The sequence below is a fragment of the Bradyrhizobium sp. 132 genome, assembly GCF_023074185.1.
GTDB lineage: Bacteria > Pseudomonadota > Alphaproteobacteria > Rhizobiales > Xanthobacteraceae > Bradyrhizobium.
The window spans coordinates 24,844-48,888 of sequence record NZ_JADPKY010000142.1 but is presented as its reverse complement, the minus strand read 5'-3'; the positions used below and the strand labels follow the sequence as shown (position 1 = coordinate 48,888).

Here is a 24,045-nt window from a genome sequence, read left to right as displayed (position 1 = left end):
TGAAGTTCCTGCGTAGTCAACGTTATCAGGCTTTTCAACCAGAAAGCACGCGCGCATCTGTAGGCAAATGCCGCGAAAATGCGGCAGTCGGGCCCCAAGTCGGCATCCGAAGGATGCGCCGATGCATTTGATAGATGCAGAGTTGCAGGTAACGCAATTCTTATTGCGTTGAGACGCTGCCGAACGCCCGGAGCTGGCCCGGGTGAGCATCGCGATTTGGCGCGCCAGATCAGACGATGATCGCGCGAGGGCCTGCGAGACCGTTGTGGACAGAAGGTCAGGCCGCGGCCAGAGCCTCGACGCCGGCCGTCGGGCAGCAGCTTGTATAGCCGCATGACGCCCTCGAGGAGATTGCAGAACGAGGTTGTGATGTCCCCCTCGGAGAACACGTCTCGCCGGAGGCAAAATGGACGCGGCGTTCGAGATGCTCAGAGTTTCAGCCTGACGTCGCAAATATCGGGCTCGGCGGGATCCGGCCTCACCTCGAAGCCGAGCTGGCGACACATCTCAAGCATCGTGGTGTTCTCCCTGAGAACATCACCGGAGATCGCTTTGAGCCCTTCCGACTTCGCGTAGTCGATGATCAGTTGCATCAGCGCCCAGCCCAGCCCCCTGCCCTTGAGATCGGACCGCAGCAGGATCGCGTATTCGCCGCTCTCGTAGATCGAGTCCGAATGGAGCCGGACCACGCCCACCATCTCGCCGGTCGCCTCGTCGAATGCGATAAATGCCATCGCGCGCGCATAGTCGAGCTGGGTCAGGCGCGCGATGAACTCGTGGGTAAACTCCTTCATCGGCGCGAAGAAACGCAGGCGAAGGTCGTGCGCCGTGACGTGACGCAGGAATTCGTGGATGGTCGGCTCGTCTTCGGGACGCAAGGGCCGCACGAAGATGCGCCAGCCGTCCTTGAGCTCGAGGCGGCGTTCCCATTGCGATGGATAGGCCCGAACGGCGAAGTTGGCAGGACCTGAGCCGGCAAACTTCCGTTGCGGCGACCCGACCGCGACGCGGGCATCGACCGCGGTGACGCCGGTTTCATCCGCGAGCAGCGGATTGATGTCGAATTCGCGGATCTCGGGAATGTCGGCGGCCATCTGCGCCAGCTTGACCAGGACCATGGCGACGGCGTCGGGCTTCACCGCCGGCACGTCCCGGTAAGCGCGAAGCAGCCGTGACACGCGCGTGCGGTCGATCAGGTCGCGGGCCAGTTGCAGATCGAGCGGCGGCAGCGCAAGCGCCCTGTCGTTGATGATCTCGACCGCGATCCCGCCGCGGCCGAAGACAACGACGGCGCCGAAGGTGGGATCGTCGGCGAGGCCCAGGATCAGCTCGCGCCCCTTCGCCTTGACGACCATCGCCTGCACGATGACGCCCTCGATGCGAGCTTCGGGAAGCAGCTTCCTTGCCCGAGCGATAATGTCGGTGGCAGCGGTGCGCACCGCCTCGGGCACGGTCAGATTGAGCACGACGCCGCCAACATCGGATTTGTGGACGATGTCGCGCGACATGATTTTCAGCACGACGGTGGCGCCTTGCGCGAAGATTTCTTTCGCGTAGGCTACCGCCTGCTCGACATCAGTGGCGGCATAGGTCGGAACCATTGCGATGTCATAGGCCTCCAGCAGAAGCTTGATCTCGACGGGTTCGAGCCATTCGCGACCGTCGGCGATCGCAGACGTAACAATCTGCCTGGCAGTCTGGGCGTCAGGTACGAACGTATCGGGCATCGCCGGAGGAACCTGGCTCAGCTCCTCCACGACTTCGCGATGCCTCACGAGGTACATGAAGCCGCGTATCGCGTCGTCTTCAGTCGGATAGTTCGGAATGCCGGCGCCAGACAGTGTTTCGATGATGTTCTGGTCTGCTCCGATCCACGAGGCGAGCACGGGCTTGGCCCAACTGCGGTGCTTCTGGCGATATGCCTTGACGCGTTCGGTCACCATCGTTGCGATATCGGCAGCCGAGGCGATCGCGGTCTGCACATTGAGGACCAGGACAGCGTCATTGCCGGAATCGGCGAGCAGCACCTCCAGCGCCGCCGCATAGCGCGACGCATCGGCGTCGCCCACGATGTCGACGGGATTAGCGCCGGACCAGGTCGGCGGCAGCGCATCATCGAGCTTCTTGCGGGCGTCCGCCGAGATGCCCGCCGGAATGCCGCCGAGTTCGACCAATCGGTCAATGGCGAGGACGCCGATGCCGCCGCCATTGGTCAGGATGGCGAGGCGCTTTCCGGCCGGGGATTCGACGCGGCCGAGCGTCTCGGCGCAATCGAACAGCTCGCGCAGATCGGAGACCCGCAGGACGCCCGCGCGGCGGAACGCCGCGTCATAGACGGCGTCGGCGCCCGCGAGCGCACCGGTGTGGGTGGCTGCCGCCCTCGCGCCCTGCGCCATGCGGCCGGATTTGACCACGACGACCGGCTTCACGCGCGCCGCGGCGCGCGCTGCCGACATGAACTTCCGCGCGTCCTTGATGGCCTCGATATAGAGCAGGATCGCACGAGTCTTGTGATCCATCGCGAAATAGTCGAGCAGATCGGCAATATCGACGTCGATCTGATTGCCGATCGAGACGATGCCGGAGAAGCCGACGCCGCGCTGCGCGGCCCAATCGACCATGCCGGCCGCGATGGCACCCGATTGCGAAATCAGCGCGAGATTTCCCGCCCCCGGCATGTGCGCGGCAAAACTCGCATTGAGGCTCACGCCGGGCATCATGATGCCGAGGCAGTTCGGCCCGATCAGCCGCATGCCGAATTTGCGTGCCGCCGCGATGGCGGCCTCGTGCGGGGACCCCGGTCCGTGACCGAGCCCGGCCGAGACGATCAGCGCGCCCGCCGAGCCGCGACGGCCGGCTTGATCGATAATGTCGGGAACCGCGCGCGCCGGCGCGGTGATGACCACGAGTTCGGGCACGAACGACAGTTTGTCGAGGCTGTCCACCGCCGCGACGCCGCCGATCTCGGCATGGCGCGAATTGACGAGGCCGAACTGGCCCGTGAATTCAGCCTTCCGAATGTTCTCCAGAATGGCGCGTCCAACGGAGACCGGGCGGGCGCTCGCACCGACGAGCGCAACGGAACGCGGCGACAGCAGGTTCTTCAGACGATAAGTTGACATGAAAGCAAATGCGCCCGGTCGGTGGCGGTTCCGATGGTTGACGATCAGGCCGATGAACTGGCTAGCCGCCTAGTGCGAGATCATAACCCAGCACGGTGGCTCGCCAATGACGGTCTTTGTCACACCGCCCCAAACGATCTCGTTCAGGCGCGAATGATGGTAGGCACCCATCACGATCGCATCGATGGCATGGGAATTCGCCCAGCTTCCCAGCACCTTGCCGATCGAACTGCCGCTGCCCGTCGTGGTTTCGAACGAGGCGTAGATCCCGTGCTCCCTTAAGTGATCGACCAAAGCCGTCCCGGATTGCACGATCCGGTCGGACTTGTCGTCCGCCACGGTCACCACGCGGACCGAGGTAGCTGCCTGAAGGATAGGCAGCGCGTCACCGACCGCTCGCGCCGCACGCGCGGAGTGATCCCATGCGATCATAACGTTCTCGAATTCCGGTCGCAATTCGTCCACATGCTGCTCCGGGCAGAGCAGCACTGGCCGCCCGGATTCGAACAGGAGCGTCTCGATGATGTGCTCGGTCCGGCTGTCGTGCGGCTTCACGGGGACCAGCGTGAGATCGCTGAAACGCCCGTGCTCGGCCAGGATTGACGCGATCTGGTCGGCCGGCACCTTGGCCGATCGGCTGTGAGCGCGAATGTTGGCGCGGGACGTCGCATGGCTGAACGCATTCAGGAGCTGCTGCATGTCGCCGGCCTCGAGCAACCCTTTTGCCTCGGCCGCATCGGAATCGTCTGGGAGCATCACCTTCGGCCGCACGAAAACATCCTCTTCGAGTCCCAGCGCGGTGATCCTGGCGCCGAGGTCGGCGGCAACGGCAACGCATTTCTCGATCGCAGCAAGGGCCGGCTCGCGCGGCTGGCCGACAAGCGGCAGAAAGACGTCCTTGATGGGCATCGGGATTCTCCTTTGACTGCTGGATTAGGCTCGGCTTCGTCGGGACGCTTGATCCTCGTCAAGCCCGGGGAACTCCGCCAGCCGGGACAGGCGTTGACCAAGGTCAAGGACTGGCCGCGATCTCCTCCTAAGGGTTAACCTGTCGCTTGGTGGACCGCCTTTCGATGCATGTGGAAGTGCCAACTGGAATGATAGAGAATTCTGCGACCCAGGACCGGATCTTTGCGGCGCTCACCGATTCTGTCATGCATCCAGGCGTGAGGCGGATCGATACGCACGCAGCTTCGGTTTTTCTCGAAGGCAGGCGCGCGCTGAAAATCAAGCGCGCCGTGCAGTTTCCGTTCCTCGATTATTCGACTCTCGAGAAGCGCAAGGCGGCGTGCGAGGAGGAGCTCAGGATCAACCGGCCGCAGGCGCCGCAGATCTATCATCGGGTCGTGGCGATCACGGAAGAGCCCGACGGATCGGTGAAGGTCGACGGCCCCGGACGGCCGATCGAGTATGCGGTCGAGATGTCGCGCTTCGACGAGAGCCGGACGCTAGACCATCTGGCCAAGGCCGGTCCGCTGGATGCTAATTTTGCCTCGGCTGTCGCCGACGCCATCGTGGCTTCGCATGCCGCGGCGATCCCCGCCGACGGCGAGGCATGGGTTTCCTCCATCCCCGGCCTGATCGACGGCAACAGCAATGGCCTGCGAACCGGCTTCGAAGCCGGAGAGATTGCACGGCTCGGTACAGCCTCGCTCGCGATGTTTAGGGGCCTCCGGCCGCTGCTCATAGAGCGCAGCCGTCAGGGCTTCGTGCGCCGCTGCCACGGCGACCTGCATCTTGCGAACATCGTGTCGATCGACAAAAAGCCGGTGCTGTTCGACGCCATCGAGTTTGACGCCCAGATCGCAACCATCGACGTGCTCTACGATCTCGCATTCACGCTGATGGACCTGCTGCGCCATGATCAACGATACGCGGCCAACATCGTGCTGAACCGTTATCTCGCCGCGACGCCGCCCGAAAATCTCGACGCGCTCTCCGCATTGCCGCTGTTCATGTCCGTCCGGGCCGCGATCCGTGCCCAGGTGGCCCTGGCACGGCTGAAGCCGTCACATTCTAGTAATCCCGGCATCGTGGACGACGCACGGCGCTATTTTGGCCTCGCCCGGGCGTTGATCCACCCTCCCGCTCCCCGCCTGATCGCGGTCGGCGGACTGTCAGGCACCGGAAAGACGATTTTGGCACGCGCACTCGCACCGGTCGTTACGCCGCAGCCGGGGGCCGTCGTGCTGCGCAGCGACGTCGTCCGCAAGCAGATGTTCGGGGTCGAGGAGACGCACAAGCTGCCGGCATCCGCATACACGCCGGAGGTTACAGCCCGCGTTTACGACATGTTGGCTCAGCACGCCCGGCGGGTGCTGGCGCAAGGCCATTCGGCGATCATCGACGGCGTATTCGCCCGCGAGAACGAACGAGACGCGGTCGCCGCACTGGCACGCGAGCGCAACGTGCCGCTGAGCGGCCTGTTTCTGGTTGCGGACCTCGCGACCCGGCAGGCGCGGATCGGAAGCCGCCGGGGCGACGCATCCGACGCCACGCAAGAGGTTGCCGCGCTGCAAGAGCACTATAATATCGGCCATGTCGGTTGGGCGACCATCGATGCATCCGGGACGCAAGAGCAGACGCTCCAGAACTGCCGGGACGCGATCGCCGAGAGCAAGTAAGGCAATCTGCAGATAAGGCAATCTGTTTGACGCGGGTAAGGATGGCGCGACCCAGCACGAGTTCGACGGCGGCCGCGAGCGCCAAGCCTGCGGCAAAGCGCAACGCCCTGCCCGGCCGGCTCAGCCCCGGCATGGTCTGCGACACGGCCTTCCGCATCATTGCCCGCCGTCACCTCGACGCCGTTCTTGCCCAGCATGACGGCACCTGCCGCGGCGATCCAGAGGCGCTGCACCAGATCCGAATCGCACTGACGCATCTACGCACCGCCATCCGCTTCTTCTCGCCGATGGTGGATGACGCCCTGCGCCCGCAGGTCTGGACCGAACTGAAATGGCTGAACAGCCAACTCGGCATGGTGCGGGACCTCGACGTGGCGATCGAGCGGGTCATCGCCGAGAGCGGCGGCGAGTTGACCGTGATTGCCGAACTTCAGCACTGGGACGAGAAGCGCGCCGAGAGCCATCGTCTGCTGGCGCGTGCGCTGCAATCCGCGCGATATCGCCGTCTCGTCGAGCAGACCTCTAGCTGGATCGAGAGCGGCCCCTGGTCGACCCGGCGCAGCAAGGAGGCCATCCGATTGCGCCGCTGCTCGCTTGCCGACCACGCGACGGCGCAACTCACGGAGTGGGAAACGACGCTGCTCAAGAAGGCGCGAAAACTCCGTAAGCTAGACGTCGAAAAGCGGCACAAGCTGCGGCTTCTCAACAAGCGGCTGACCTATTCGATCGAGTCGCTGGAGGACCTGTTCGCCGACGACTCGTTGACGAAGCAGAAGTCGATCCTCAAGCAATTGCGCAAGGCGCAAAAGTCGCTGGGACAGTTGAACGACGATGCGCGAGGGCAGACCCTGGCCGCGTCATTGAACGAGGTCGTCCCAGAGGCGGGCATTCGCTTCCTCAGCCGCAAGCGGGAAAAGAAGCTGTTGCGGACCGCGTCGGACGCCTACCGGAAACTGGACAAGGCCAAGCCGTTCCGCTCCGCCGACATTGCGCCGAATGCGGAGCCTGAGGATTAGGTGATCTCGCCAAGGCGAGCTGCAACCGGGCACGGCTCAGCGCGGAATGACGGCGGTGGCCTCGATTTCGACGCGCGCCGCCTTCTCGACGAGGCGGACCACCTGAACCAGCGCCATCGCCGGATAGTGCGCGCCGAAGATGGTGCGGTAGGCCTTGCCGAGCTCTTTGAGGTTCGTCAGGTACTCGTCCATGTCGACGACGTACCAGGTCAGCCGAACCAAATGCTCGGGCTGCGCACCGGCCTCAGCAAGGATCGCGGCGATGTTGCCCAGGGTTTGGCGCACCTGCGCGACAAAACCCTCCGCGAGACGTTCCTCGGCATCCCAGCCGATCACGCCGCCAGTGACGACGATGCGTCCCTCGGCGGCCATGCCGTTGGCATAGCCTTTCGGTACCGGCCAACCAGACGGCTGAAGTACCTGCGCCTTGGAGCGGGTTTCGTCCTCGGCTGCTGTCGGCAGCACCGCGAGGTGCGGGCCTTTCGGCGTCGTCACGGACAACTCTCTATCCTTCTCATTCCGCCGCGACGCCAGAGGACGTCACTGCGGCTTGCGCCAGTTGCCGCAGGGCGAAGCGTTTTAACTTGCCAGTCTCGGTCTTCGGTAGCTGCGTCACGAACTCGATCGCGCGCGGATATTTGTATGGCGCGATCTCGCGCTTGACATGCTCCTGCAACGCGGTGACCAGCTGAGCGTCGGGCGTCACGCTAGGCGCGGCAATGACATAGGCCTTCACGATCATGCCGCGCGCCTCGTCCGGCGCACCGACGACCCCGCACTCGACGACGGAGGGATGCGTGAGCAGCGCCGCCTCGACGTCCGTGCCTGCGATGTTGTAGCCGGCCGACACGATCATGTCGTCCGAGCGCGACTGGTACCAGAAATAGCCGTCGCTATCCATCAGGTAGGTGTCGCCCGTGATGTTCCAGCCGTTCTGGACGTATTTGCGCTGCCGCTCGTCGGCGAGATAGCGGCAGCCGGTCGGCCCGCGTACCGCGAGCTGTCCTATCGTGCCGGGCGGTAAATCATTGCCGGAATCGTCGACGATCTTGGCCTCATAACCCGGCACGGGCTTACCCGTCGCACCCGGGCGGATCTCGTCCTCGGTAGCGCTGATGAAGATGTGCAGCAGCTCGGTCGAACCGATGCCGTCCATCAGCTTGATGCCGGTCGCCTTCAGCCAGGCGTCGAATGTCGGCTTGGGCAGCGTCTCGCCGGCGGACACGCATTTGCGCAGCGTGGAAATGTCGCGGCCCGGGAGCTTGCCGATCATCGCCCGGTACGCGGTCGGCGCGGTGAAGCAGACCGTGATCTTGTGCTGCTCGATGGCGTTCAGAATGTCGTCGGGCGCTGTCTTCTCCAGAACGACGAAGGAGGCGCCGATGTGCATCGGAAACAGCACGCCACCGAAGCCAAACGTGAAGGCGAGCGGTGCCGAGCCGACGAAGCGATCCTTCTGCTCCGCACGCAAGATGTTGCGCGCATAACCATCGCAGACCGCCAGCATGTCGCGGTGGAAATGCATGGTGCCTTTGGGATCGCCAGTCGTGCCCGACGTGAAGGCGATCAGGCAGATGTCGTCGGAGGCAGTATCGACAGCTCTGAACTCCGGGCTCGCCTCCGCCATCAGCGCCTCGAGCGAGTCGCCGGCCCCGTTGCCCCAATAGACCACGTGTCTGAGGCCGGGTGCTGCGGCTTTCGCCTTCTCCATTTCCTCGGCGAGTTTTCCATCGCAGAGCGCCAGTGTGATCTCCGCCTTCTGGATCGGATATGACAGCTCCTTGGCGCGGAGCAACGGCATGGTCGCGACGACGATGCCGCCAGCCTTGATCACCGCGAGGTAGGTCGCAACCATCATCGGATTGTTGGCCGAGCGCAACAGCACGCGTTCGCCGGTCACAAGACCAAGCCTGCCGACCAGTACGTTGGCGATGCGGTTCACGAGCTCTTGCAACTCGCGATAGGTGTAGCTGCCAGCGGGGCTGATGACGCAAGGGGCGTCGCCATGTCCCTGCTCGACCCAGCGGTCGAGGAAATAGCTGACGCAGTTCAAGCGGGCCGGATATTGCAGCTCGGGACGCGAGAAAATGAATTCGGGCAAAAACTCTCGCGGCGGCAGATGTTGCCGCGCGAACGCATCGACATGAGCCGTTGCGGCGTTGCCGTCATGCGAGCCCGAGACTTGAACCTTGGCGGCGTTGGCCATCGCACGCTCCTTTCGGCATGGAAAGCACCCGGCAGCACTAACTCAAAAACATTTTATGCTTAAAACAATTTGGTGCAATAGCGGATTTTGGGCATCCTGTGCTTTTTCCGGCGGCAAATGGGATTGGTGGGGCGTCAGCCCGTGGACCTAAGTCCGCCGACGACCGGCTGATTTCTGCGCCGATGCCTTGGTCTTGGCGAGCAGCCGCATCAATTCGCGTACATCCTTCGGCGTCAGATCGGCGAACAAATCGGCGATCCAGGTCTCGTGTTCCGCGGCCATTTTGCGAAACTCGCCGCGACCGAGTTTCGTGAGGCGGATCACCTGAACGCGGCGGTCCGTCTCGGAAGTGCGGCGGTCGAGATGACCGGATTCCACGAGGCGTTCGACGAGGCCGGTCACGTTGCCGTTCGACACCATCATGCGCTTGGAGACGTCGGACAGCGTCATGCCGTCAGGCGCCTTGTCGAGCTGCGCCATCAGGTCGAAACGGGGCAATGTGACGTCGAAGCGCTGCCGCAACCGGCCACGGACCTCGCCCTCGATCAGGGTCGTGCAGGTCAAGAGCCGCAGCCACAGCCGAAGCTCTTCGGCGTGATCCTCCGGAGTTTCGACGGCCTTGGTCTCGGAATCGAGCATGTTGATGCAGTCACTCACGGCCGGCATTGGCGCGGGCACGGATTCCCCAACGTTTTGAGCTTCAAATAAATCGAAGCCGGCTGCAAGCCTAAAGCCGCAACAATCGACCGCACGCTGATTTCTTTAGGCTTCAAATAATTGGCGCGCCGCTTGCATGCGCGGCTGCGCGCAGCATGACGAGGCCTTGAGCTCGCTTGCCGCGGCAGCAATCATCGGCATAAACTTGGATTGGAGTAGCGGCTTGCAGCGCAAGGCCGTCGTCACGGGGGACTGATCATGAAGACGCAGATGACCTTGGCCGCAGCCGCGTTGCTGCTTGGCACCGCGAGCCCTTCCCTCGCCCAGGAGAAGATCAAGCTGGGTGTGATCGTGACCCTCTCGGGACCCGCCGCCGCGCTCGGCCAACAGGTCCGCGACGGCTTTGCGCTCGGGATGAAGGACCTCGGCGGCAAGATGGGCGGCCGCGATGTCGAGGTCGTCGTGGTCGACGATGAATTGAAGCCGGACGCAGCAGTCACCAAGGTCAAGGGCCTTCTGGAGCGCGACAAGGTCGACTTCGTGGTCGGCCCGATCTTCTCCAACATCCTCCAGGCGATCCACCGGCCGGTCACGGAATCGAAAACCTTCCTGATCAGCCCCAACGCCGGCCCATCTACTTTTGCCGGCAAGGACTGCAATCCGTTCTTTTATGTCACCTCGTACCAGAACGATCAGGTGCACGAAATCCTCGGCAAGGTGGCGCAGGATCGCGGCTACAAGCGCATGTATCTGATGGTGCCGAACTATCAGGCCGGCAAGGACTCGGTCGCCGGCTTCAAGCTCGACTACAAGGGTGAGATTGTCGAGGAATCCTACATGCCGCTCAACACGCTGGACTTCCAGCCGGAGCTTTCCAAGATTTCATCGCAGAAGCCCGATGCTCTTTTCACGTTCATGCCGGGCGGCCTCGGCGTCAATCTCGTCAAGCAATACAAGCAGGCAGGCCTCGCCGACAGCATTCCGGTGCTCTCGGCTTTCACGGTGGATGAATCGACCTTGCCGGCGCAGCAGGACGCCGCGGTCGGCATGTTCGGCGGCGCGAACTGGGCTCCAAATCTCGACAATCCCCAGAACAAGAAGTTCGTCGCCGCCTACGAGGCCGCCTACAACAGCGTGCCAGGCACCTACGCCTTCCAGGCGTACGATGCCGCGATGCTGATCGACAGCGCCGTCAAAGCCGTGAAGGGAGATCTCTCGAACAAGGATGCAGTTGGGGCTGCGCTGAAAAAGGCCGACTTCACCTCGCTGCGCGGCGCCTTCAAGTTCAACACCAACGGCTATCCGATCCAGGATTTCTACCTGACCAAGGTCGCCAAGCGCGCGGACGGCAAGTTCCAGACCGAGATCGTGCAGAAGGTTTTTGAGAATTACGGCGACCGTTACGCCAAGGACTGCAAGGCAGCGAACTAAGCCGCACGTCGCGTTGAGGGAGGATCACAATGAAGAGCGAAATCACCGGCATCACGCGGGCCAATGAGGGGATCCAGGGCATCTCCTGGAACATCCTCGGCCAGACCTATGTGCCGAAGAGCAACACAGAGCACAGCTTCTCCTGGCACGCGACGCTGCCGCCGGGCACGTTCGTACCGCCGCACATTCATCCCGACCAGGATGAATATCTCTACATGCTAGAGGGCAATCTCGATTTCATGCTCGGCCATTCCGAGTCGCAGGCGACCGCGGGAGATCTGATTCGGCTCGGCATGGGCGTGCCGCATGGCATCTTCAACAAGTCGGAGCAGACCGCAAAAGTGCTGTTCTGGGTCTCGCCGACCCGCAAGCTGTTCGACCTGTTCTGGGGCCTTCACAACATGAAGGAGCAGAAGCCGGAGGACGTGGTGGCGATGGCGGCCGAGTTCAACATCCACTTCCTGCCGCCGCCTTCCGGCGGCTAGCAGCGCATCCTAAGCGCGCACCGCCGCCAGTCCCGGCACTGCAGCGAATCCGGCTTTGGTGGCATAGCCGCGTACGATCGCTTCGCGCTGGGAATAGCTCAGCACGGTGTCGACATTATCGAAGCCGTCAGGCGCGAGTTGCTCGACGGCGTCGATGACGCCCTCGGGGCCGCCGCGACGGTTGGAGCGGACGATGTCAGCGGTCATCGGCAGGCGCTTCTTCTCGTATTCAAGCAGCGCCTGGCGCGGGTGCTCGGCGCGCATCAGCGTGTCGGCGAGGCAGCGTGCATCGAGGATCGCCTGCGAGGCGCCATTGGAGCCGACCGGATACATCGGATGCGCGGCATCGCCGAGCAGCGTGACGCGCCCGGACGACCAATAGGGTAACGGATCGCGGTCGCAGGTCGGATATTCGTAGAACTCGGGCGTGGCCGAGATCAGGCTCTTCACGTCGATGTAAGGCACCGAGAAGCGCGCGACATGCGGCATCAGCTCCTCGCGCCGCCCCGGCCGGGACCAGTCTTCCTTTCGCGGCGGCGGCGCGTTGCCCTCGCCGACCTTCACCAGCACCGCCCAGTTGGTGAGACGGCTCGCCGGGCTCGATCCCTCTGCGATCGGATAGATCACCACCTTGGCGTTGAGGCCACCGGCGACGATCATCGACTTGCCGGTCAGGAACAGCGGCCAATCTCGCGCACCACGCCATAGCATCAGGCCGTTCCAGCACGGCGGCCCCTCGCACGGAAACAACGTGTCGCGGACCCGCGAATGGATGCCGTCGGCACCAATCAGAATGTCCCCGCGCGCGGTGTGAATGTGCGCGCCGGCGCGATCGAAGAAATAAGCGGTGACGCCGCCCTCGTCCTGGGTGAAGGCACCGAGGCGGCAGCCGGTGTGGATGGCCTCCGGCCCAAGCCGCTCCTCGACGGCCCGATGAATGACGCCCTGAAGGCGACCGCGGTGGATCGAGAATTGCGGCACATCGTGCCCGGCGTCGATGCCGCGGGCCTCGCGCCAGACTTCCTGGCCGTGACGGTTGAGGTAATAGAGCTGGTCGGTGCGGATCGCGACATCGTCTAACTGCTGGAGCAGCCCGAGGCCTGCCAGCTCGCGCATGGCATGCGGAAGCGTGTTGATGCCGACGCCAAGCTCTCGGATGGCGTCGGACTGCTCGAATATCTCGCAAGCCAGGCCCCGCGAGCGCAGCATCAACGCGGTGGTGAGACCACCGACACCGCCACCGACGATAATCGCCTTCATCGCCCTCACTCCACTCGATACACACCAGGCAATGCGGCCAAATTCGCACGGGCGGTCACTCCGCCGCAAGCGGCTTTGTCGCCTCCGCCCTGAGCTCGGCCCGGGTCTTGGGCTTAGCCTTAATTCTCAGCTCCTCGAGATCCTGTCGGTCCCGTACGCTGTTGCGGAAAATCTGATCTTTTCCGGGATGATATTGCGGCGGGCAGAACGCGTCGCCTGCTCCGTACCAGGCTGCAGCCCGCATGGTGAAGAAGGGATCGACCAGATGCGGCCGCCCGAGCGCGACGAGGTCCGCCCGGCCGGCAGCCAGGATGGTGTTGGCCTGGTCGGCGGTCGTGATGTTGCCGACGCACATCGTGGCCACGCGAGCCTCATTGCGGACCTGGTCGGAGAACGGGGTCTGGAACATGCGCCCATAGACCGGCTGCGCATCGCGCACGGTCTGCCCGGTCGAGACGTCGACGAGATCGACGCCGGCTTCGGCAAAAGCGCGCGCGATCGCCACCGCGTCATCGCCGCCGATACCACCCTCGGCCCAGTCGGTCGCGGAAATGCGCACCGACATCGGCTTGTGCGACGGCCACACGGCCCGCAGCGCCTCGAAAATTTCGAGCGGGAAGCGCAGGCGATTGGCGAGCGATCCGCCATAATCATCCGTCCGCGTATTCGTCAGCGGCGAAATGAAGCTCGCGAGCAGATAGCCGTGGGCGCAGTGCAGTTCGAGCATGTCGAAACCGCAGCGTTCGCCGCGCTCGGCCGCCGCGACGAAAGCGTCCCTCACCGCATCCATGCCGGCGCGATCGAGCTCACGCGGAACCTGGCTGTCGGGGAAATAGGGCAGCGGCGATGCGGAAAAGACGTCCCAGCCGCCCTCCTCCAGCGGACGATCCATGCCGTCCCACATCAGCTTGGTCGCGCCCTTGCGCCCGGCGTGGCCCAATTGCAGGCAGATTTTCGCAGTCGAATTGGCATGAACGAAATCAACGATGCGCCACCACGACGCCTCCTGCTCGTCATTCCACAGTCCTGTGCAGCCGGGCGTGATGCGGGCGTCGCGGGCAACGCAGGTCATCTCCGTGAAGATCAGGCCGGCGCCGCCGATCGCGCGCGATCCGTAATGCACCAGATGGAAATCGGTCGGCACGCCCTCCTTCGCCGAATACATGCACATCGGCGATACCACGGCGCGGTTGGCGATCTCCATCTCGCGCAGCCGGAATGGCTGGAACAGCGGCACCATCGGGTTCTTGGTGTCGACGTCGAAGCCGCCGTCACGAACACGCTTGGCAAACGATCTTTCGACCTCCGCCACGAAGTCAGGGGCACGGAGTTTCAGATTGTCATAGGTGATCGCCTTCGAGCGCGTCATCACGCCGAAGGCGAACTGCACGGGATCGAAATCCCAGAAGCGGTCGACATGCTCGAACCAGACCAGCGAGACGTCGGCGGCGTGCTGCATCTTCTCGACCTCTTCGCGGCGGCCGTGCTCATAGACGTCCAGCGCCGCCTTGATGCTGGGCGCCCTCTCCATGGCGTCAGCCAGCGCGATCGCGTCTTCCATTGCGAGCTTGGTGCCCGAGCCGATCGAGAAATGCGCGGTCGCCTTGGCGTCGCCGAGCAGCACCATGTTGTCCTTGACCCAGCGCTTGCTGCGGATCATCGGGAAGTTACGCCACGTCGAGCGGTTGGTGAGCAGTTGGTGCCCTTCGAGGAACCAGCCGAAGATCTCAGCCATCCGCGCGGCGGATTGGGTCTCGTTCAGACCCGTCAGTCCCGCCCGCTCGAACGTCTCCGGATCGGTCTCGAAAATCCAGGTCGAGTGCCCGGCTTGATATTGATAGGCATGGGCGATGAACCGCCCCCACTCCGTCTCCTGGAAGATGAAGGTGAAGGCATCCAGCGGCCTGGTCGAACCCATCCAGGCAAACTTGTTGGTACGGAGATCGACTTCCGGGGCGAAATGATCGACGTATTTGTCGCGGAAGCGGCTGTTGATGCCGTCCGCGAGCAGGATGAGATCGGCGTCGGCGAAGCTGGATTCGTCCTCGACGTCCGCTTCGAAAATCAGGACGACGCCCAGTTCGCGCGCTCGCGCCTGGAGAATCAGGAGCAGCTTCTGCCGCGAGCAGCCACAAAAGCCGTTGCCACCGACCCGATGGACCGTTCCGCGGAAGTGCACGGCGATGTCGTCCCAGTAGGCGAATTCCTGGGTGATACGGCGATAGCTCGGAAGATCGTGCTTCTCGAAATTATCGAGCGTCGCGTCTGAGAACACCACGCCGAAGCCGAAAGTGTCGTCCGCGCGGTTGCGCTCGTACACCGTAATCTCAGCGCTCGGCCGCTGCTTTTTGAGCAGGATTGCAGCGTAGAGACCCGCAGGTCCGCCACCAATGATCGCGACTTTCATGGGAGCCTCGCCAGTTCAACCCGCCGAAACTATTTTAAGCCTAAACTAATTTCGCGCAAGTCCCCATTGCGGCAGGATGCCGGCAAAGCCCGGCTTAGTCGCCCCTGAAGACCGGCTTGACCTTGTTGGCGAAGGCCTCGAAGGCCCGTTCGAAATCCGCCGTCGTCATGCACAGCGCTTGAGCAACAGCTTCCGCCTCGATCGCCTCCTCCACCGACATCGCCCATTCCATCGCCAGCATCCGCTTGGTCATGGTGTTGGCAAAGGTCGGTCCCTCCGCAATCTGCTTGGCCAGCAGCTGTGCCTGGGGCAGCACCTGCTCCGATGTGACGATGCGGCTGAAGAAACCCCAGCGCTCGCCCTCCTCCGCAGTCATGAACCGGCCGGTGTAGAGCAACTCGGAGGCGCGGGACTGTCCGATGATCCGCGGCAGGATCGCGCAGGCGCCCATGTCACAACCGGCAAGGCCCACCTTGTTGAAGAGGAATGCGACCTTGGTCCCGCTCGCCGCAAGCCGCATGTCCGACGCCATGGCGATGATTGCGCCCGCGCCGGCGCAGATCCCTTCGACCGCCGCCACGATCGGCTGCGGGCAGGCCCGCATCGCCTTGACGAGGTCGCCGGTCATCCGCGTAAACGCCGTCAGCCCCTTGGTGTCCATCTTCACGAGCGGACCGATGATCTCGAACACATCGCCGCCGGACGAGAAATTGGCACCGGCGCCTGTCATGACGATGGACTTGACCGCATCATCGAACGCGCAAGCGCGAAAGAAATCGGTGAGTTCGCGATAGCTCTCGAAGGTCAGCGGATTCTTCCGTTCCTGACGATTGAGCGTAACTGTTGCAACGCCATCGACTACGGCGAACAGGAAGTGCTGCGGCGAATAGTCCGCGAGCGGCAAGGTCACGGGGTTGGCTGGTCTGCTCATGCGATCTCCTTGGATTTCTTATTATGTGCCCATGCCAGGCGCGCTAAATCTCACCACCGGCAACAGCGATCGCCTGCCCGGTGATCGCACCGGCGCTCCCGCCGCACAGCCAGAGCACGGCATCGGCGACCTCCTGGGGCGTGATCAACCGTCCCTGCGGATTATGTTTCGCGAGCTCGGCAATGGCCTGCTCGCGACTACGCCCCGTCTTTTTCATGATGTTCTCGATGCTGCCGGCGACAAGATCCGTGTCGGTGAAACCGGGGCACACCGCGTTTACGGTTACGCTGCTGCCAGCCATCTCGATAGCGAGGGACCGCACGAGACCGACCACAGCATGCTTGGCCGCAGTGTACGCGCTGACGTAGGCATAGCCCTTGAGCCCGGCCGTCGACGCGATCGCGACGATGCGCCCGTAGGGGCGATCCTTCATCCCGGGCAGCACACCGCTGATGGCATGGACCACGCCCATGAAATTGACGTCCATCATGCGCGCAAACAGGGCGCTGTCGGATTTGAAGAACGGCGCGGACTCGGCACTTCCCGCGTTGGCGATCAGAATGTCGATCGGCTGCCGCGCGCTCGCTTCAGCGATGGCGGCCTTCAAAGAGGTTTCGTTCGAGACGTCGGCGACGGCCGCGAAATGCGCAGCTCCTGCACTGACGGCCTCTTCAAGCGTCGCGGCGTTCCGGCCAAGCACCGTCACCGTGGCGCCGGCCTCGACGAGCGCTGCCGCGATAGCGCGACCGATGCCGCGACCGCCACCGGTCACCAGCGCGTGCGGCGAATGCGGTAATCCGGACATGCGCTGGCTTCCTTGCATTCTGCTGATCGCTCTCTTGGATATATTTTGATATATTTTAACCTTCAAACTTTTGCAAACAAGCCTCGACTTGGCACCGCGAACAACTGCACGCCAACGACCGGCCCAAAAATTGCTTTAAGTATAAAATTATCTCTTCCCATCCCTCACAGGCCTGTTAGCATCGAAGGGCCGAGCAAAAGGATGTCGCGTGTCGCAGCCTGCGCCAATGATAACAAAGGACGGCCGCTTCGCCTATGAAGCCGCCGGCGATCCGGGCGCGACGCCTCTGATTTTCCTGCACGGAATCGGCGGTGCGGCACGGGCCTGGCGGCAGCAGCTTGCTACATTCGGCGACCGCTTCCACGCGATTGCGTGGGACATGCCGGGCTATGGCGGATCGGCGCCGCTCGCCAGCGTCAGCATCGCTGCCCTGGCCGATGCGCTCCAGCAATTCATCGAGCAGCTTGGTGCGAGCAGGCCCATTCTGGTTGGCCATTCCATCGGCGGCATGATCGTCCAGAAATGGCTGGTGCAATCCCCAAAACCGGCGCGCGCAGTCGTGCTGGCGCAGACCAGCCCGGCCTTCGGCAAGGCCGATGGCGATTGGCAGAAATCGTTTCTCGCCGCACGCCTGGGACCGCTCGATCGCGGGGAAACGATGAAGTCGCTGGCGCCCTCTCTGGTGGAGGAACTCGTGGGCGACGATCCTGATCCCAAGGGAATGGAGCTCGCACGCGAGTGCATGGCAAGCGTGCCCGAGGCGAGCTATCGCGCCATGATGCTGGCCTTGATTGGATTCGATCAGCGAGCCACGCTCAAGGACATTTCCATCCCGACGCTGCTGCTGTCCGGCTCCAGGGACAACAACGCGCCGGCCGCCATGATGGCGAAGACGGCGACCTACATTCCATTTGCCGAATATGTCGAGTTGGCCGGTGCCGGCCATCTTGCGAACCTTGAGCGCCCCGATGCCTTTGACGGGGCCCTCGGTCGGTTCCTGAACTCCGTCGCGACCAAAACGTAGGGTAACTGCGCCATGACCATGCAAGTCAGCAAGAATATCGGCGCAACCGACAAGGTCGCGCTCGATGCGCCGATCTTCGATCCCGTCGCGTTCCGCCTGAGCGACGAACAAGCCGGCATCATCGCGCGGGCGCGCGAGATCGGCCAGAGCGTGTTCGCTGGCCGCGCCGCGACTTACGACCGCGAGGCGATCTTCCCGTCCGAGAATTATCGCGACCTGCATCGCGTCGGCCTGCTCGGCATTGCCGTCCCCAAGAAACATGGCGGGCTCGGCGCAAACTACCAGACCTACGCTTTGGCGGCAGCCGAAATCGGCCGTTATTGCGGCGCGACTGCGCTCACCTGGAACATGCATGTCTGCTCGACGCTGTGGTCGGGCCCGCTCGCCGACGATCTCGATATGGACGCTGAGACCCGCGCCGAGCACGAAGGGCGGCGTGCAGTCCACTACAAGCGCATCGTCGAGGATGGCGCGATCTATTCGCAGCCCTTCTCGGAGGGTGGTGCGGCAGCGGCAGGCGGCGTCGCTTTCGGCACGGAAGCACGGCCGGCCGAAGGCGGCTGGATCGTCAACGGCAAGAAGATCTTTGCATCGCTCTCCGGACATGCGGACTATTACGGCGTGCTCTGCACCGAGATCGAGGAAGGCGAAAAGGCTTCGCGCCGCAATACGCTTTACCTCGCCATCCCCGCAAAATCGGAAGGCGTTTCGGTCGTCGGCGACTGGGATCCGCTCGGGATGCGCGGAACGGTCTCGCGCACGCTGCTGTTCAAGGACGTGTTCGTGCCGGGAGATTCGGCGCTGATGCCGCGGGGCGTCTATTTCCAGGCCGCGATGCGCTGGCCGCACATGTTCCTGACGCTGTCGCCGACCTATATGGGCCTTGCGCAAGCCGCCTATGACTTCACCGTGCGATATCTGCGCGGCGAAATACCGGGCATGCCGCCGATCAAGCGCCGGATGTATCCGACCAAGCAAATTGCGGTCGCGCAGATGGAGATCAAGCTCGAGCAGATCAAGGCGATCTGGTTCCAGGCCGTCACCGAGGCCCGCGCCAATCCGAGCAAGGAGCAGGTGCTGCGCGCCTATGCCGCGCAATATTCGGTGATGGAGGGCGCCAATGAGCTCGCTACACTCGCGATCCGGACCTGCGGCGGCCAGGCCATGCTCCGCTCGCTGCCGCTCGAGCGCATCTATCGAGACAGCCGCTGCGGCTCGCTGATGCTGCCTTGGACAGCCGAGCTCTGCCTCGACCGGATCGGACGCGAAGCACTATACGAGGCCGGCGAAACGGACGACTGACGGTGGACCTCTGTAGTCTGATCGATCGCAACGCGGCGTTCGCGCCAGACAAGACAGCCATTGCCTTTGAAGGCGAGCGGTTGAGCTATGCAGCGTTCGCCGCACGGATCGAGCGGACCGCGGCGACGTTGAAGCAGGAGCTCGGCGTAGGCCGGGGCGACCGCGTCGCCATCCTCAGCCTGAACCGGCCGGACTATCTGGTTCTGCTCTATGCCTGCGCCCGGCTCGGCGCGATGCTGGTGCCCCTGAACTGGCGGCTCGCTATCGCCGAGCAGCTTTTCATCCTCACCGATGCCGGCGCCAAGGTTTTGGTGCTCGAGCAGGCATTTGAAGGCGTTCTTGCCGAGCTTGAGGGGACTGCAATTGTCGGGCTCGACTTCGAGCCGCTTCGCGGCACGACGTTCGAAAACCTGTTGGCTCGAAGCGGGGGCACCGGCCGCAACCCGCACACTGATCTCTCCTGCCCGCTCCTTATTGTCTACACGTCAGGAACGACCGGACGGCCCAAAGGCGCGGTGCTGCGCCAGGAGGCGCTGTTCTGGAACGGCGTCATGAGCCAGCACATGCACAACATGACGTCCGACGACCATGTGCTGACGCTGCTGCCGTTTTTCCATGTCGGCGGCCTCAACATCCAGACCACGCCGGCGCTCCAGCTAGGCGCGACGGTCACGGTTCACGCGCGCTTCACGCCGGACACTGCGCTTGCAGCCATCGAACGGGAACGACCGACACTGACCGTGATGGTGCCGGCGATCATCCAGGCCGTAAGCGAGCATCCCGCCTGGGCCACGACCGATCTTTCATCACTCAAGGCCGTCACGACCGGCTCGACCATCGTGCCGCCGCATCTGATCGACCGCTTCGTCGCCCGTGGCGTCCCGGTGCTTCAGGTCTACGGCTCGACGGAGACTTGTCCCATCGCAGTCTACACTCGGCTTGGTGGCGATCTCTCGCGCGCAGGATCGACGGGACTTGCCGGCCTGTGCTGCGAAGCGAAGGTGATTGATCAGGCCGGCAACGAGATGCCGGCGGGCGGGCCGGGCGAGATCGCGGTTCGCGGCCCCCACGTGTTCTTCGAATATTGGAGCAATGCGGACGCCACGCGCGATGTGCTGCACGACGGCTGGTATCGCACCGGCGATATCGGCCTGTGCGATGCGGACGGCTATTTCTGGGTCCGAGATCGCAAGAAAAACATGATCATATCCGGCGGCGAGAATGTCTACCCTGCAGAGGTCGAGCGCGTCCTGCTCGAACACCCCGATGTCAGCGAATGCGCCGTGATCGGCCGGCCCGATCCGCGTTGGGACGAAGTGCCAATCGCCTATGTGATTCAGCGATCCGGCTGTCGACTGGAAGCAGACGAGTTGAAAGTGCATCTTCAGGCACAACTCGCGCGCTACAAGGTTCCGCGCGAGATCGTTTTCGTCACCGACCTGCCGCGCACTGCGCTGGGCAAGGTCCAGCATTTTCTGCTGAAGCAGCTTGATGCGCAATCGCGCACGCGAGGAGAAGCATCTTGAAGATTGCGGTTCTAGGCGGGGGGAACGGCTCTTTCGCGGCCGCGGGCGATTTTGCGCTGTCGGGACATGCGGTCCGGCTCTGGCGCCGCGACGCGAATCAGGTCGCAGCCCATCGCGCCGCCGGCTCGCGCATCCTGGTGAAGGATCATAACGGTCCTCACGACGTCAAGCTCGCGGTGCTAACGGCTGACATTGCCGAAGCGGTCGACGGCGCAGAGTTGATCCTGTGCCCTGCACCTGCCTTCGCGCAGCCCGACATTGCGCGGCTGCTTGCTCCACATCTACGAAATGGACAGGTCGTGTTTCTGCCGCCGGCGACGTTCGGCTCGATGATCTTCGCACAGGCTGCGCGGGATGCGGACAATCGCGCCAAGGCGAGCTTTGCTGAGACCGGGACGTTACCCTGGCTGACCCGCAAGCACGGGCCATTCGAGGTCGCGATCACCATCCGCGCCAAGCGACTTCCGGTCGGCGTTTTCCCGCTCGATCAAGCGCCGCATGCACTTGAGGTGATTGGACAGGCTTTCCCCGGCGCGGTCGAGCCGTGCGGAGATGCTCTCTCCGGCGCGCTGATGAACGCAGGCCCGATTATCCATCCGCCTCTGATCGTGATGAATGCGGGCCCGATCGAGCATTTCGAGCGGTGGGACATCCACAAGGAAGGAACGCAAGCCGCGATTCGCCGAGTTACGGATGCACTCGATGCCGAGCGGATCGCCGTGCGTGAGGCACTCGGATATGGCGCACCGCATTTTCCGCTCGCCCATCATTATGCGAGGGAAGGCGAGATCTGGATGTATGGGCGCGGCTCGCATGACCGGCTGACCGATTCCGGTGACTGGCGCGAGCGGATCGTGCTGAGGGAGCATCGCTACATGCGTGAAGATTTGCGGCTTGGGCTATCGCTGCTGGTCTCCGTCGCCGGCCTAGCGGGCGTGGCGACGCCATTGGCCAAGGCATTCCTGGCCATCGGTGGCGCAATCTGCGGTGAGGATTTAGCGCAAGGCGGCCGAACGCTCGAGACGCTGGGGCTCGGCAATCTCGGCAAGGCCGAACTGCAGACGCTTCTTCGCAAGGGATTTTAACCGATGACCAGCCGAGCTAACATTGCCTGTCTCGGGGCCGGCCGCATGGGCCGCGGCATCGCCGTCGCGTTCGCCTACGCGGGGCATACGGTCACGATGATCGACATCAAGGCCCGCTCAGCGGAAGATTTCGCCAGGCTGGAGGCAGATGCGCTCGGCGAGGTCAGGAAGACCTTTGCCAGCCTGTCGAAGCTGGGGCTAGTGACCGAGGCGGATGTCGATCCGCTCATCGCACGGGTCTCGGTGGCGCCGGCCAGCCAGAGCGGTGTTGCACTATCCGACGCGGGAATAGTCTTTGAGGGGGTCCCAGAAGTCGTCGAACTGAAGAGAGAGATCCTGGGGGCGGCTTCAAAGCAGATCGGCCCGGATACGATCATCGCCTCAACGACGTCGACCATTCTCGTCGACGATCTCTCAGGTGCCATCGTGAACCCCCGACGCTTCCTCAACGTGCACTGGCTCAATCCGGCCTATCTGATACCGCTGGTCGAGGTTTCGCCCGGCAAGGCTACCGATCCCGCCATCATCGACGAGGTCAAGGCTCTGCTCGAAGGCATCGGCAAGGTACCGGTGGTCTGCGCGGCGACGCCTGGCTTCATCGTTCCGCGCATCCAGGCGCTCGCGATGAACGAGGCCGCACGCATGGTCGAGGAAGGCGTCGCCAGCGCAGAAGAGATCGACAAGGCGATCCGCTACGGATTTGGCTTCCGCTATGCCGTACTCGGGTTGCTTGAATTCATCGACTGGGGAGGCGGCGACATTTTGTACTACGCCAGCCGGTATCTCGAGGACGCACTTGGCAGTGACCGGTATCGCGCGCCGGACGTCATTACCCGCAATATGCACGAAGGCCGGATCGGCCTGCGCACTGGCGCAGGCTTTCTCGATTATTCAGGTATGGACGTCGACGCCTATCGGGTGAAGCGGCTTCAGGCCATGGTCGACCTGCTCCGGCACTTCGACCTGGCGCGTCCGCCGGTGCTCGATCGCGGCTAGAGCATTATCGGTTCTGATTGAATCAGAACCGAAGCTCTACATTCTTGTTTTGACGCGTTTTCTTCACGCGAACCGGTATCCACTTCGCTCGAAAACGCTCTAGCCGAAGACGTCCTGAAGCACCCCTTCACGCACCACCGCGAGGTCATCAAGCTCAATCGTCGTCCCCATCATCGGCAGATCGAAATGGCCCGCCGTGTAGCGGCCGGCGAATTCATTGGCCCCGGTCGAAAACAGGAAGTTGCCGGAGACGGCGCGAATCTCCGTGCCGTTGGTATCGCGCTGGTCATACATCGACAGCGCCTCGTAGCGTGCGCCCGGATTCATGCCGAAACCGACATGGGATACCGCATAGGCTTCCCGATCGCCCCAGGCCGCGAGATAGGCACGCATCATCGCGGCATCCGTGCCCTCGCCGTCGAGCTCGACGACATAATCGTCCTTCAGTGTCATCTTCACCGGAGATGTCAGGTAACGCTTGAAGGTCAGGTTGATGTCGCCGGGCGCCATCACCAGCGTGCCATTGATCGTTCCGTTCTTGGGGAAGCTGACAACGATGCCGCCGGGCCAATGCGCCAACGTACCGGGCTTGTCCGTCCACCCCCACACGCCGACCGTGGACGCGCCGACCATATCGACGTCGAGCGCCGTGCCGGCTTTTGACGTCACCCGCATCCGCTTGGTCCCGCGCAGCATCTTCGCCGCTGCGCGAACGCGCTTCTCCAGCGCCGGATCCGGCACCATCCGCTCCAGCGCCTCGGGATGCTCGTTGGAGATCACCAGGATGCGCGCACCGGCCTTGAGGATCTCTGGTGTCTCCACGGCATGCATTAGACCCTCGATGGTGCAATCCACCACAAAGCCGGCCTGTTGAAGCGCGGTGATGACCGGCCCGAGCCGTTGGATCGCCTCACTCGCCCCCGTTGAGCGAACCGGAACAATATTCCGGTTACGCGGAGTCGGCATAACCACATGAAACGGCCGCGCGCCCATCCGCAGCAGCGCGAGCTCCGCCAGATGAACATTCAACGCACGTGACTGGGTTTCCGAGAGGATCGCGGCGGTATCGCCGGCCTTGACAGCGCATCGTTCAAAGATCTCGCAAAATGCGTCGATCCATTTAGCCTCAATGCGATCAGCCAGCATGGTCTACTCCCGTCTTCTGGTT

At 63.3% G+C, this 24,045-nt stretch carries 19 protein-coding genes and 1 pseudogene; 9 read left to right on the top strand and 11 right to left on the bottom strand.

What is annotated here, in order from left to right; translation table 11 throughout:
• Nucleotides 1-296: 296 nt before the first annotated feature.
• The 3 genes and pseudogenes from IVA74_RS41315 to IVA74_RS31380 all read right to left on the bottom strand — a co-directional run.
• A pseudogene (locus tag IVA74_RS41315) lies at nt 297-430 on the bottom strand (cyclic nucleotide-binding domain-containing protein); the annotation flags it as partial.
• On the bottom strand, nt 429-3,122 hold the full coding sequence (locus IVA74_RS31385) for a bifunctional acetate--CoA ligase family protein/GNAT family N-acetyltransferase (RefSeq protein ID WP_247350730.1): 2,694 nt from the start codon (nt 3,120-3,122) through the stop codon (nt 429-431). The gene IVA74_RS31385 and the pseudogene IVA74_RS41315, both read right to left, overlap by 2 nt.
• A gap of 69 nt (nt 3,123-3,191) precedes the next feature.
• Nucleotides 3,192-4,031 (bottom strand): universal stress protein, encoded by an 840-nt coding sequence (locus tag IVA74_RS31380; RefSeq protein ID WP_247350729.1) that lies wholly within the window; start codon nt 4,029-4,031, stop codon nt 3,192-3,194.
• A 188-nt stretch (nt 4,032-4,219) separates the two neighbouring features.
• Between IVA74_RS31380 and IVA74_RS31375 the strand changes: the two genes are divergently transcribed.
• Together IVA74_RS31375 and IVA74_RS31370 are read left to right on the top strand one after the other, a co-directional pair.
• On the top strand, nt 4,220-5,746 hold the full coding sequence (locus tag IVA74_RS31375; protein WP_247350728.1) for a bifunctional aminoglycoside phosphotransferase/ATP-binding protein: 1,527 nt from the start codon (nt 4,220-4,222) through the stop codon (nt 5,744-5,746).
• A gap of 41 nt (nt 5,747-5,787) precedes the next feature.
• Entirely contained in the window at nt 5,788-6,762 is a 975-nt protein-coding gene (locus tag IVA74_RS31370) for a CHAD domain-containing protein (protein ID WP_247350727.1), read from the top strand.
• A gap of 36 nt (nt 6,763-6,798) precedes the next feature.
• Here the strand turns inward: IVA74_RS31370 and IVA74_RS31365 are convergent, their stop codons facing one another.
• From IVA74_RS31365 to IVA74_RS31355, 3 genes are all read right to left on the bottom strand, one after another.
• Nucleotides 6,799-7,263: a RidA family protein gene (locus tag IVA74_RS31365; protein ID WP_247350725.1), complete on the bottom strand. Its 465-nt coding sequence runs from the start codon at nt 7,261-7,263 to the stop codon at nt 6,799-6,801.
• A 13-nt stretch (nt 7,264-7,276) separates the two neighbouring features.
• Nucleotides 7,277-8,968, bottom strand: a complete 1,692-nt coding sequence (locus tag IVA74_RS31360; protein WP_247350724.1) for a benzoate-CoA ligase family protein — start codon at nt 8,966-8,968, stop codon at nt 7,277-7,279.
• A 147-nt stretch (nt 8,969-9,115) separates the two neighbouring features.
• Nucleotides 9,116-9,634, bottom strand: coding sequence for a MarR family transcriptional regulator (locus IVA74_RS31355; protein ID WP_247350722.1), 519 nt, complete (start codon nt 9,632-9,634; stop codon nt 9,116-9,118).
• 249 nt (nt 9,635-9,883) lie between these two features.
• Between IVA74_RS31355 and IVA74_RS31350 the strand changes: the two genes are divergently transcribed.
• The gene (locus tag IVA74_RS31350; protein ID WP_247350720.1) at nt 9,884-11,056 is read left to right on the top strand and encodes an ABC transporter substrate-binding protein; all 1,173 of its coding nucleotides are present in this window, start codon (nt 9,884-9,886) and stop codon (nt 11,054-11,056) included.
• 29 nt (nt 11,057-11,085) lie between these two features.
• Nucleotides 11,086-11,541, top strand: coding sequence for a cupin domain-containing protein (locus IVA74_RS31345; RefSeq protein WP_247350717.1), 456 nt, complete (start codon nt 11,086-11,088; stop codon nt 11,539-11,541).
• Between the two features lie 9 nt (nt 11,542-11,550).
• Here the strand turns inward: IVA74_RS31345 and IVA74_RS31340 are convergent, their stop codons facing one another.
• The 4 genes from IVA74_RS31340 to IVA74_RS31325 all read right to left on the bottom strand — a co-directional run bounded on the left by IVA74_RS31340 (nt 11,551) and on the right by IVA74_RS31325 (nt 16,944).
• Complete coding sequence (locus IVA74_RS31340) at nt 11,551-12,801, bottom strand: flavin-dependent oxidoreductase (protein ID WP_247350714.1); 1,251 nt, start codon at nt 12,799-12,801, stop codon at nt 11,551-11,553.
• A gap of 55 nt (nt 12,802-12,856) precedes the next feature.
• The gene (locus IVA74_RS31335) at nt 12,857-15,208 is read right to left on the bottom strand and encodes a bifunctional salicylyl-CoA 5-hydroxylase/oxidoreductase (RefSeq protein WP_247350712.1); all 2,352 of its coding nucleotides are present in this window, start codon (nt 15,206-15,208) and stop codon (nt 12,857-12,859) included.
• A 94-nt stretch (nt 15,209-15,302) separates the two neighbouring features.
• Nucleotides 15,303-16,139: an enoyl-CoA hydratase family protein gene (locus IVA74_RS31330; protein WP_247350710.1), complete on the bottom strand. Its 837-nt coding sequence runs from the start codon at nt 16,137-16,139 to the stop codon at nt 15,303-15,305.
• A 43-nt stretch (nt 16,140-16,182) separates the two neighbouring features.
• Complete coding sequence (locus IVA74_RS31325) at nt 16,183-16,944, bottom strand: SDR family oxidoreductase (protein WP_247350708.1); 762 nt, start codon at nt 16,942-16,944, stop codon at nt 16,183-16,185.
• A 226-nt stretch (nt 16,945-17,170) separates the two neighbouring features.
• Between IVA74_RS31325 and IVA74_RS31320 the strand changes: the two genes are divergently transcribed.
• The 5 genes from IVA74_RS31320 to IVA74_RS31300 are packed head-to-tail and all read left to right on the top strand — an operon-like array spanning nt 17,171 to nt 22,877.
• Nucleotides 17,171-17,968 carry an alpha/beta fold hydrolase gene (locus tag IVA74_RS31320; protein ID WP_247350707.1) on the top strand — a complete coding sequence of 266 codons (798 nt, stop codon included), beginning with the start codon at nt 17,171-17,173 and terminating at the stop codon, nt 17,966-17,968.
• Nucleotides 17,969-17,980: 12 nt separating this feature from the next.
• Nucleotides 17,981-19,270, top strand: coding sequence for an acyl-CoA dehydrogenase family protein (locus IVA74_RS31315; RefSeq protein ID WP_247350705.1), 1,290 nt, complete (start codon nt 17,981-17,983; stop codon nt 19,268-19,270).
• A 2-nt stretch (nt 19,271-19,272) separates the two neighbouring features.
• Nucleotides 19,273-20,796, top strand: a complete 1,524-nt coding sequence (locus IVA74_RS31310) for a long-chain fatty acid--CoA ligase (RefSeq protein WP_247350703.1) — start codon at nt 19,273-19,275, stop codon at nt 20,794-20,796.
• Nucleotides 20,793-21,881, top strand: coding sequence for an NAD/NADP-dependent octopine/nopaline dehydrogenase family protein (locus IVA74_RS31305; RefSeq protein WP_247350702.1), 1,089 nt, complete (start codon nt 20,793-20,795; stop codon nt 21,879-21,881). Before IVA74_RS31310 ends, IVA74_RS31305 begins: the two co-directional genes overlap by 4 nt.
• 3 nt (nt 21,882-21,884) lie before the next feature.
• A complete protein-coding gene (locus IVA74_RS31300; RefSeq protein WP_247350698.1) occupies nt 21,885-22,877 on the top strand; it encodes a 3-hydroxybutyryl-CoA dehydrogenase in 993 nt (330 codons plus the stop codon).
• A gap of 99 nt (nt 22,878-22,976) precedes the next feature.
• On the opposite strand, the gene IVA74_RS31295 is transcribed toward IVA74_RS31300, so the two are convergent.
• Entirely contained in the window at nt 22,977-24,023 is a 1,047-nt protein-coding gene (locus IVA74_RS31295) for a peptidase M29 (protein ID WP_247350695.1), read from the bottom strand.
• Nucleotides 24,024-24,045 lie beyond the last annotated feature (22 nt).

Coding starts and splice junctions, on each gene's coding strand:
- IVA74_RS31295 (WP_247350695.1), bottom strand. CDS start 24,023: ATGCTGGCTGATCGCATTGAGGCTAAATGGATCGACGCATTTTGCGAG.
- IVA74_RS31380 (WP_247350729.1), bottom strand. CDS start 4,031: ATGCCCATCAAGGACGTCTTTCTGCCGCTTGTCGGCCAGCCGCGCGAG.
- IVA74_RS31330 (WP_247350710.1), bottom strand. CDS start 16,139: ATGAGCAGACCAGCCAACCCCGTGACCTTGCCGCTCGCGGACTATTCG.
- IVA74_RS31360 (WP_247350724.1), bottom strand. CDS start 8,968: ATGGCCAACGCCGCCAAGGTTCAAGTCTCGGGCTCGCATGACGGCAAC.
- IVA74_RS31375 (WP_247350728.1), top strand. CDS start 4,220: ATGATAGAGAATTCTGCGACCCAGGACCGGATCTTTGCGGCGCTCACC.
- IVA74_RS31345 (WP_247350717.1), top strand. CDS start 11,086: ATGAAGAGCGAAATCACCGGCATCACGCGGGCCAATGAGGGGATCCAG.
- IVA74_RS31355 (WP_247350722.1), bottom strand. CDS start 9,634: ATGCCGGCCGTGAGTGACTGCATCAACATGCTCGATTCCGAGACCAAG.
- IVA74_RS31385 (WP_247350730.1), bottom strand. CDS start 3,122: ATGTCAACTTATCGTCTGAAGAACCTGCTGTCGCCGCGTTCCGTTGCG.
- IVA74_RS31325 (WP_247350708.1), bottom strand. CDS start 16,944: ATGTCCGGATTACCGCATTCGCCGCACGCGCTGGTGACCGGTGGCGGT.
- IVA74_RS31370 (WP_247350727.1), top strand. CDS start 5,788: ATGGCGCGACCCAGCACGAGTTCGACGGCGGCCGCGAGCGCCAAGCCT.
- IVA74_RS31320 (WP_247350707.1), top strand. CDS start 17,171: ATGATAACAAAGGACGGCCGCTTCGCCTATGAAGCCGCCGGCGATCCG.
- IVA74_RS31315 (WP_247350705.1), top strand. CDS start 17,981: ATGACCATGCAAGTCAGCAAGAATATCGGCGCAACCGACAAGGTCGCG.
- IVA74_RS31335 (WP_247350712.1), bottom strand. CDS start 15,208: ATGAAAGTCGCGATCATTGGTGGCGGACCTGCGGGTCTCTACGCTGCA.
- IVA74_RS31350 (WP_247350720.1), top strand. CDS start 9,884: ATGAAGACGCAGATGACCTTGGCCGCAGCCGCGTTGCTGCTTGGCACC.
- IVA74_RS31340 (WP_247350714.1), bottom strand. CDS start 12,801: ATGAAGGCGATTATCGTCGGTGGCGGTGTCGGTGGTCTCACCACCGCG.
- IVA74_RS31300 (WP_247350698.1), top strand. CDS start 21,885: ATGACCAGCCGAGCTAACATTGCCTGTCTCGGGGCCGGCCGCATGGGC.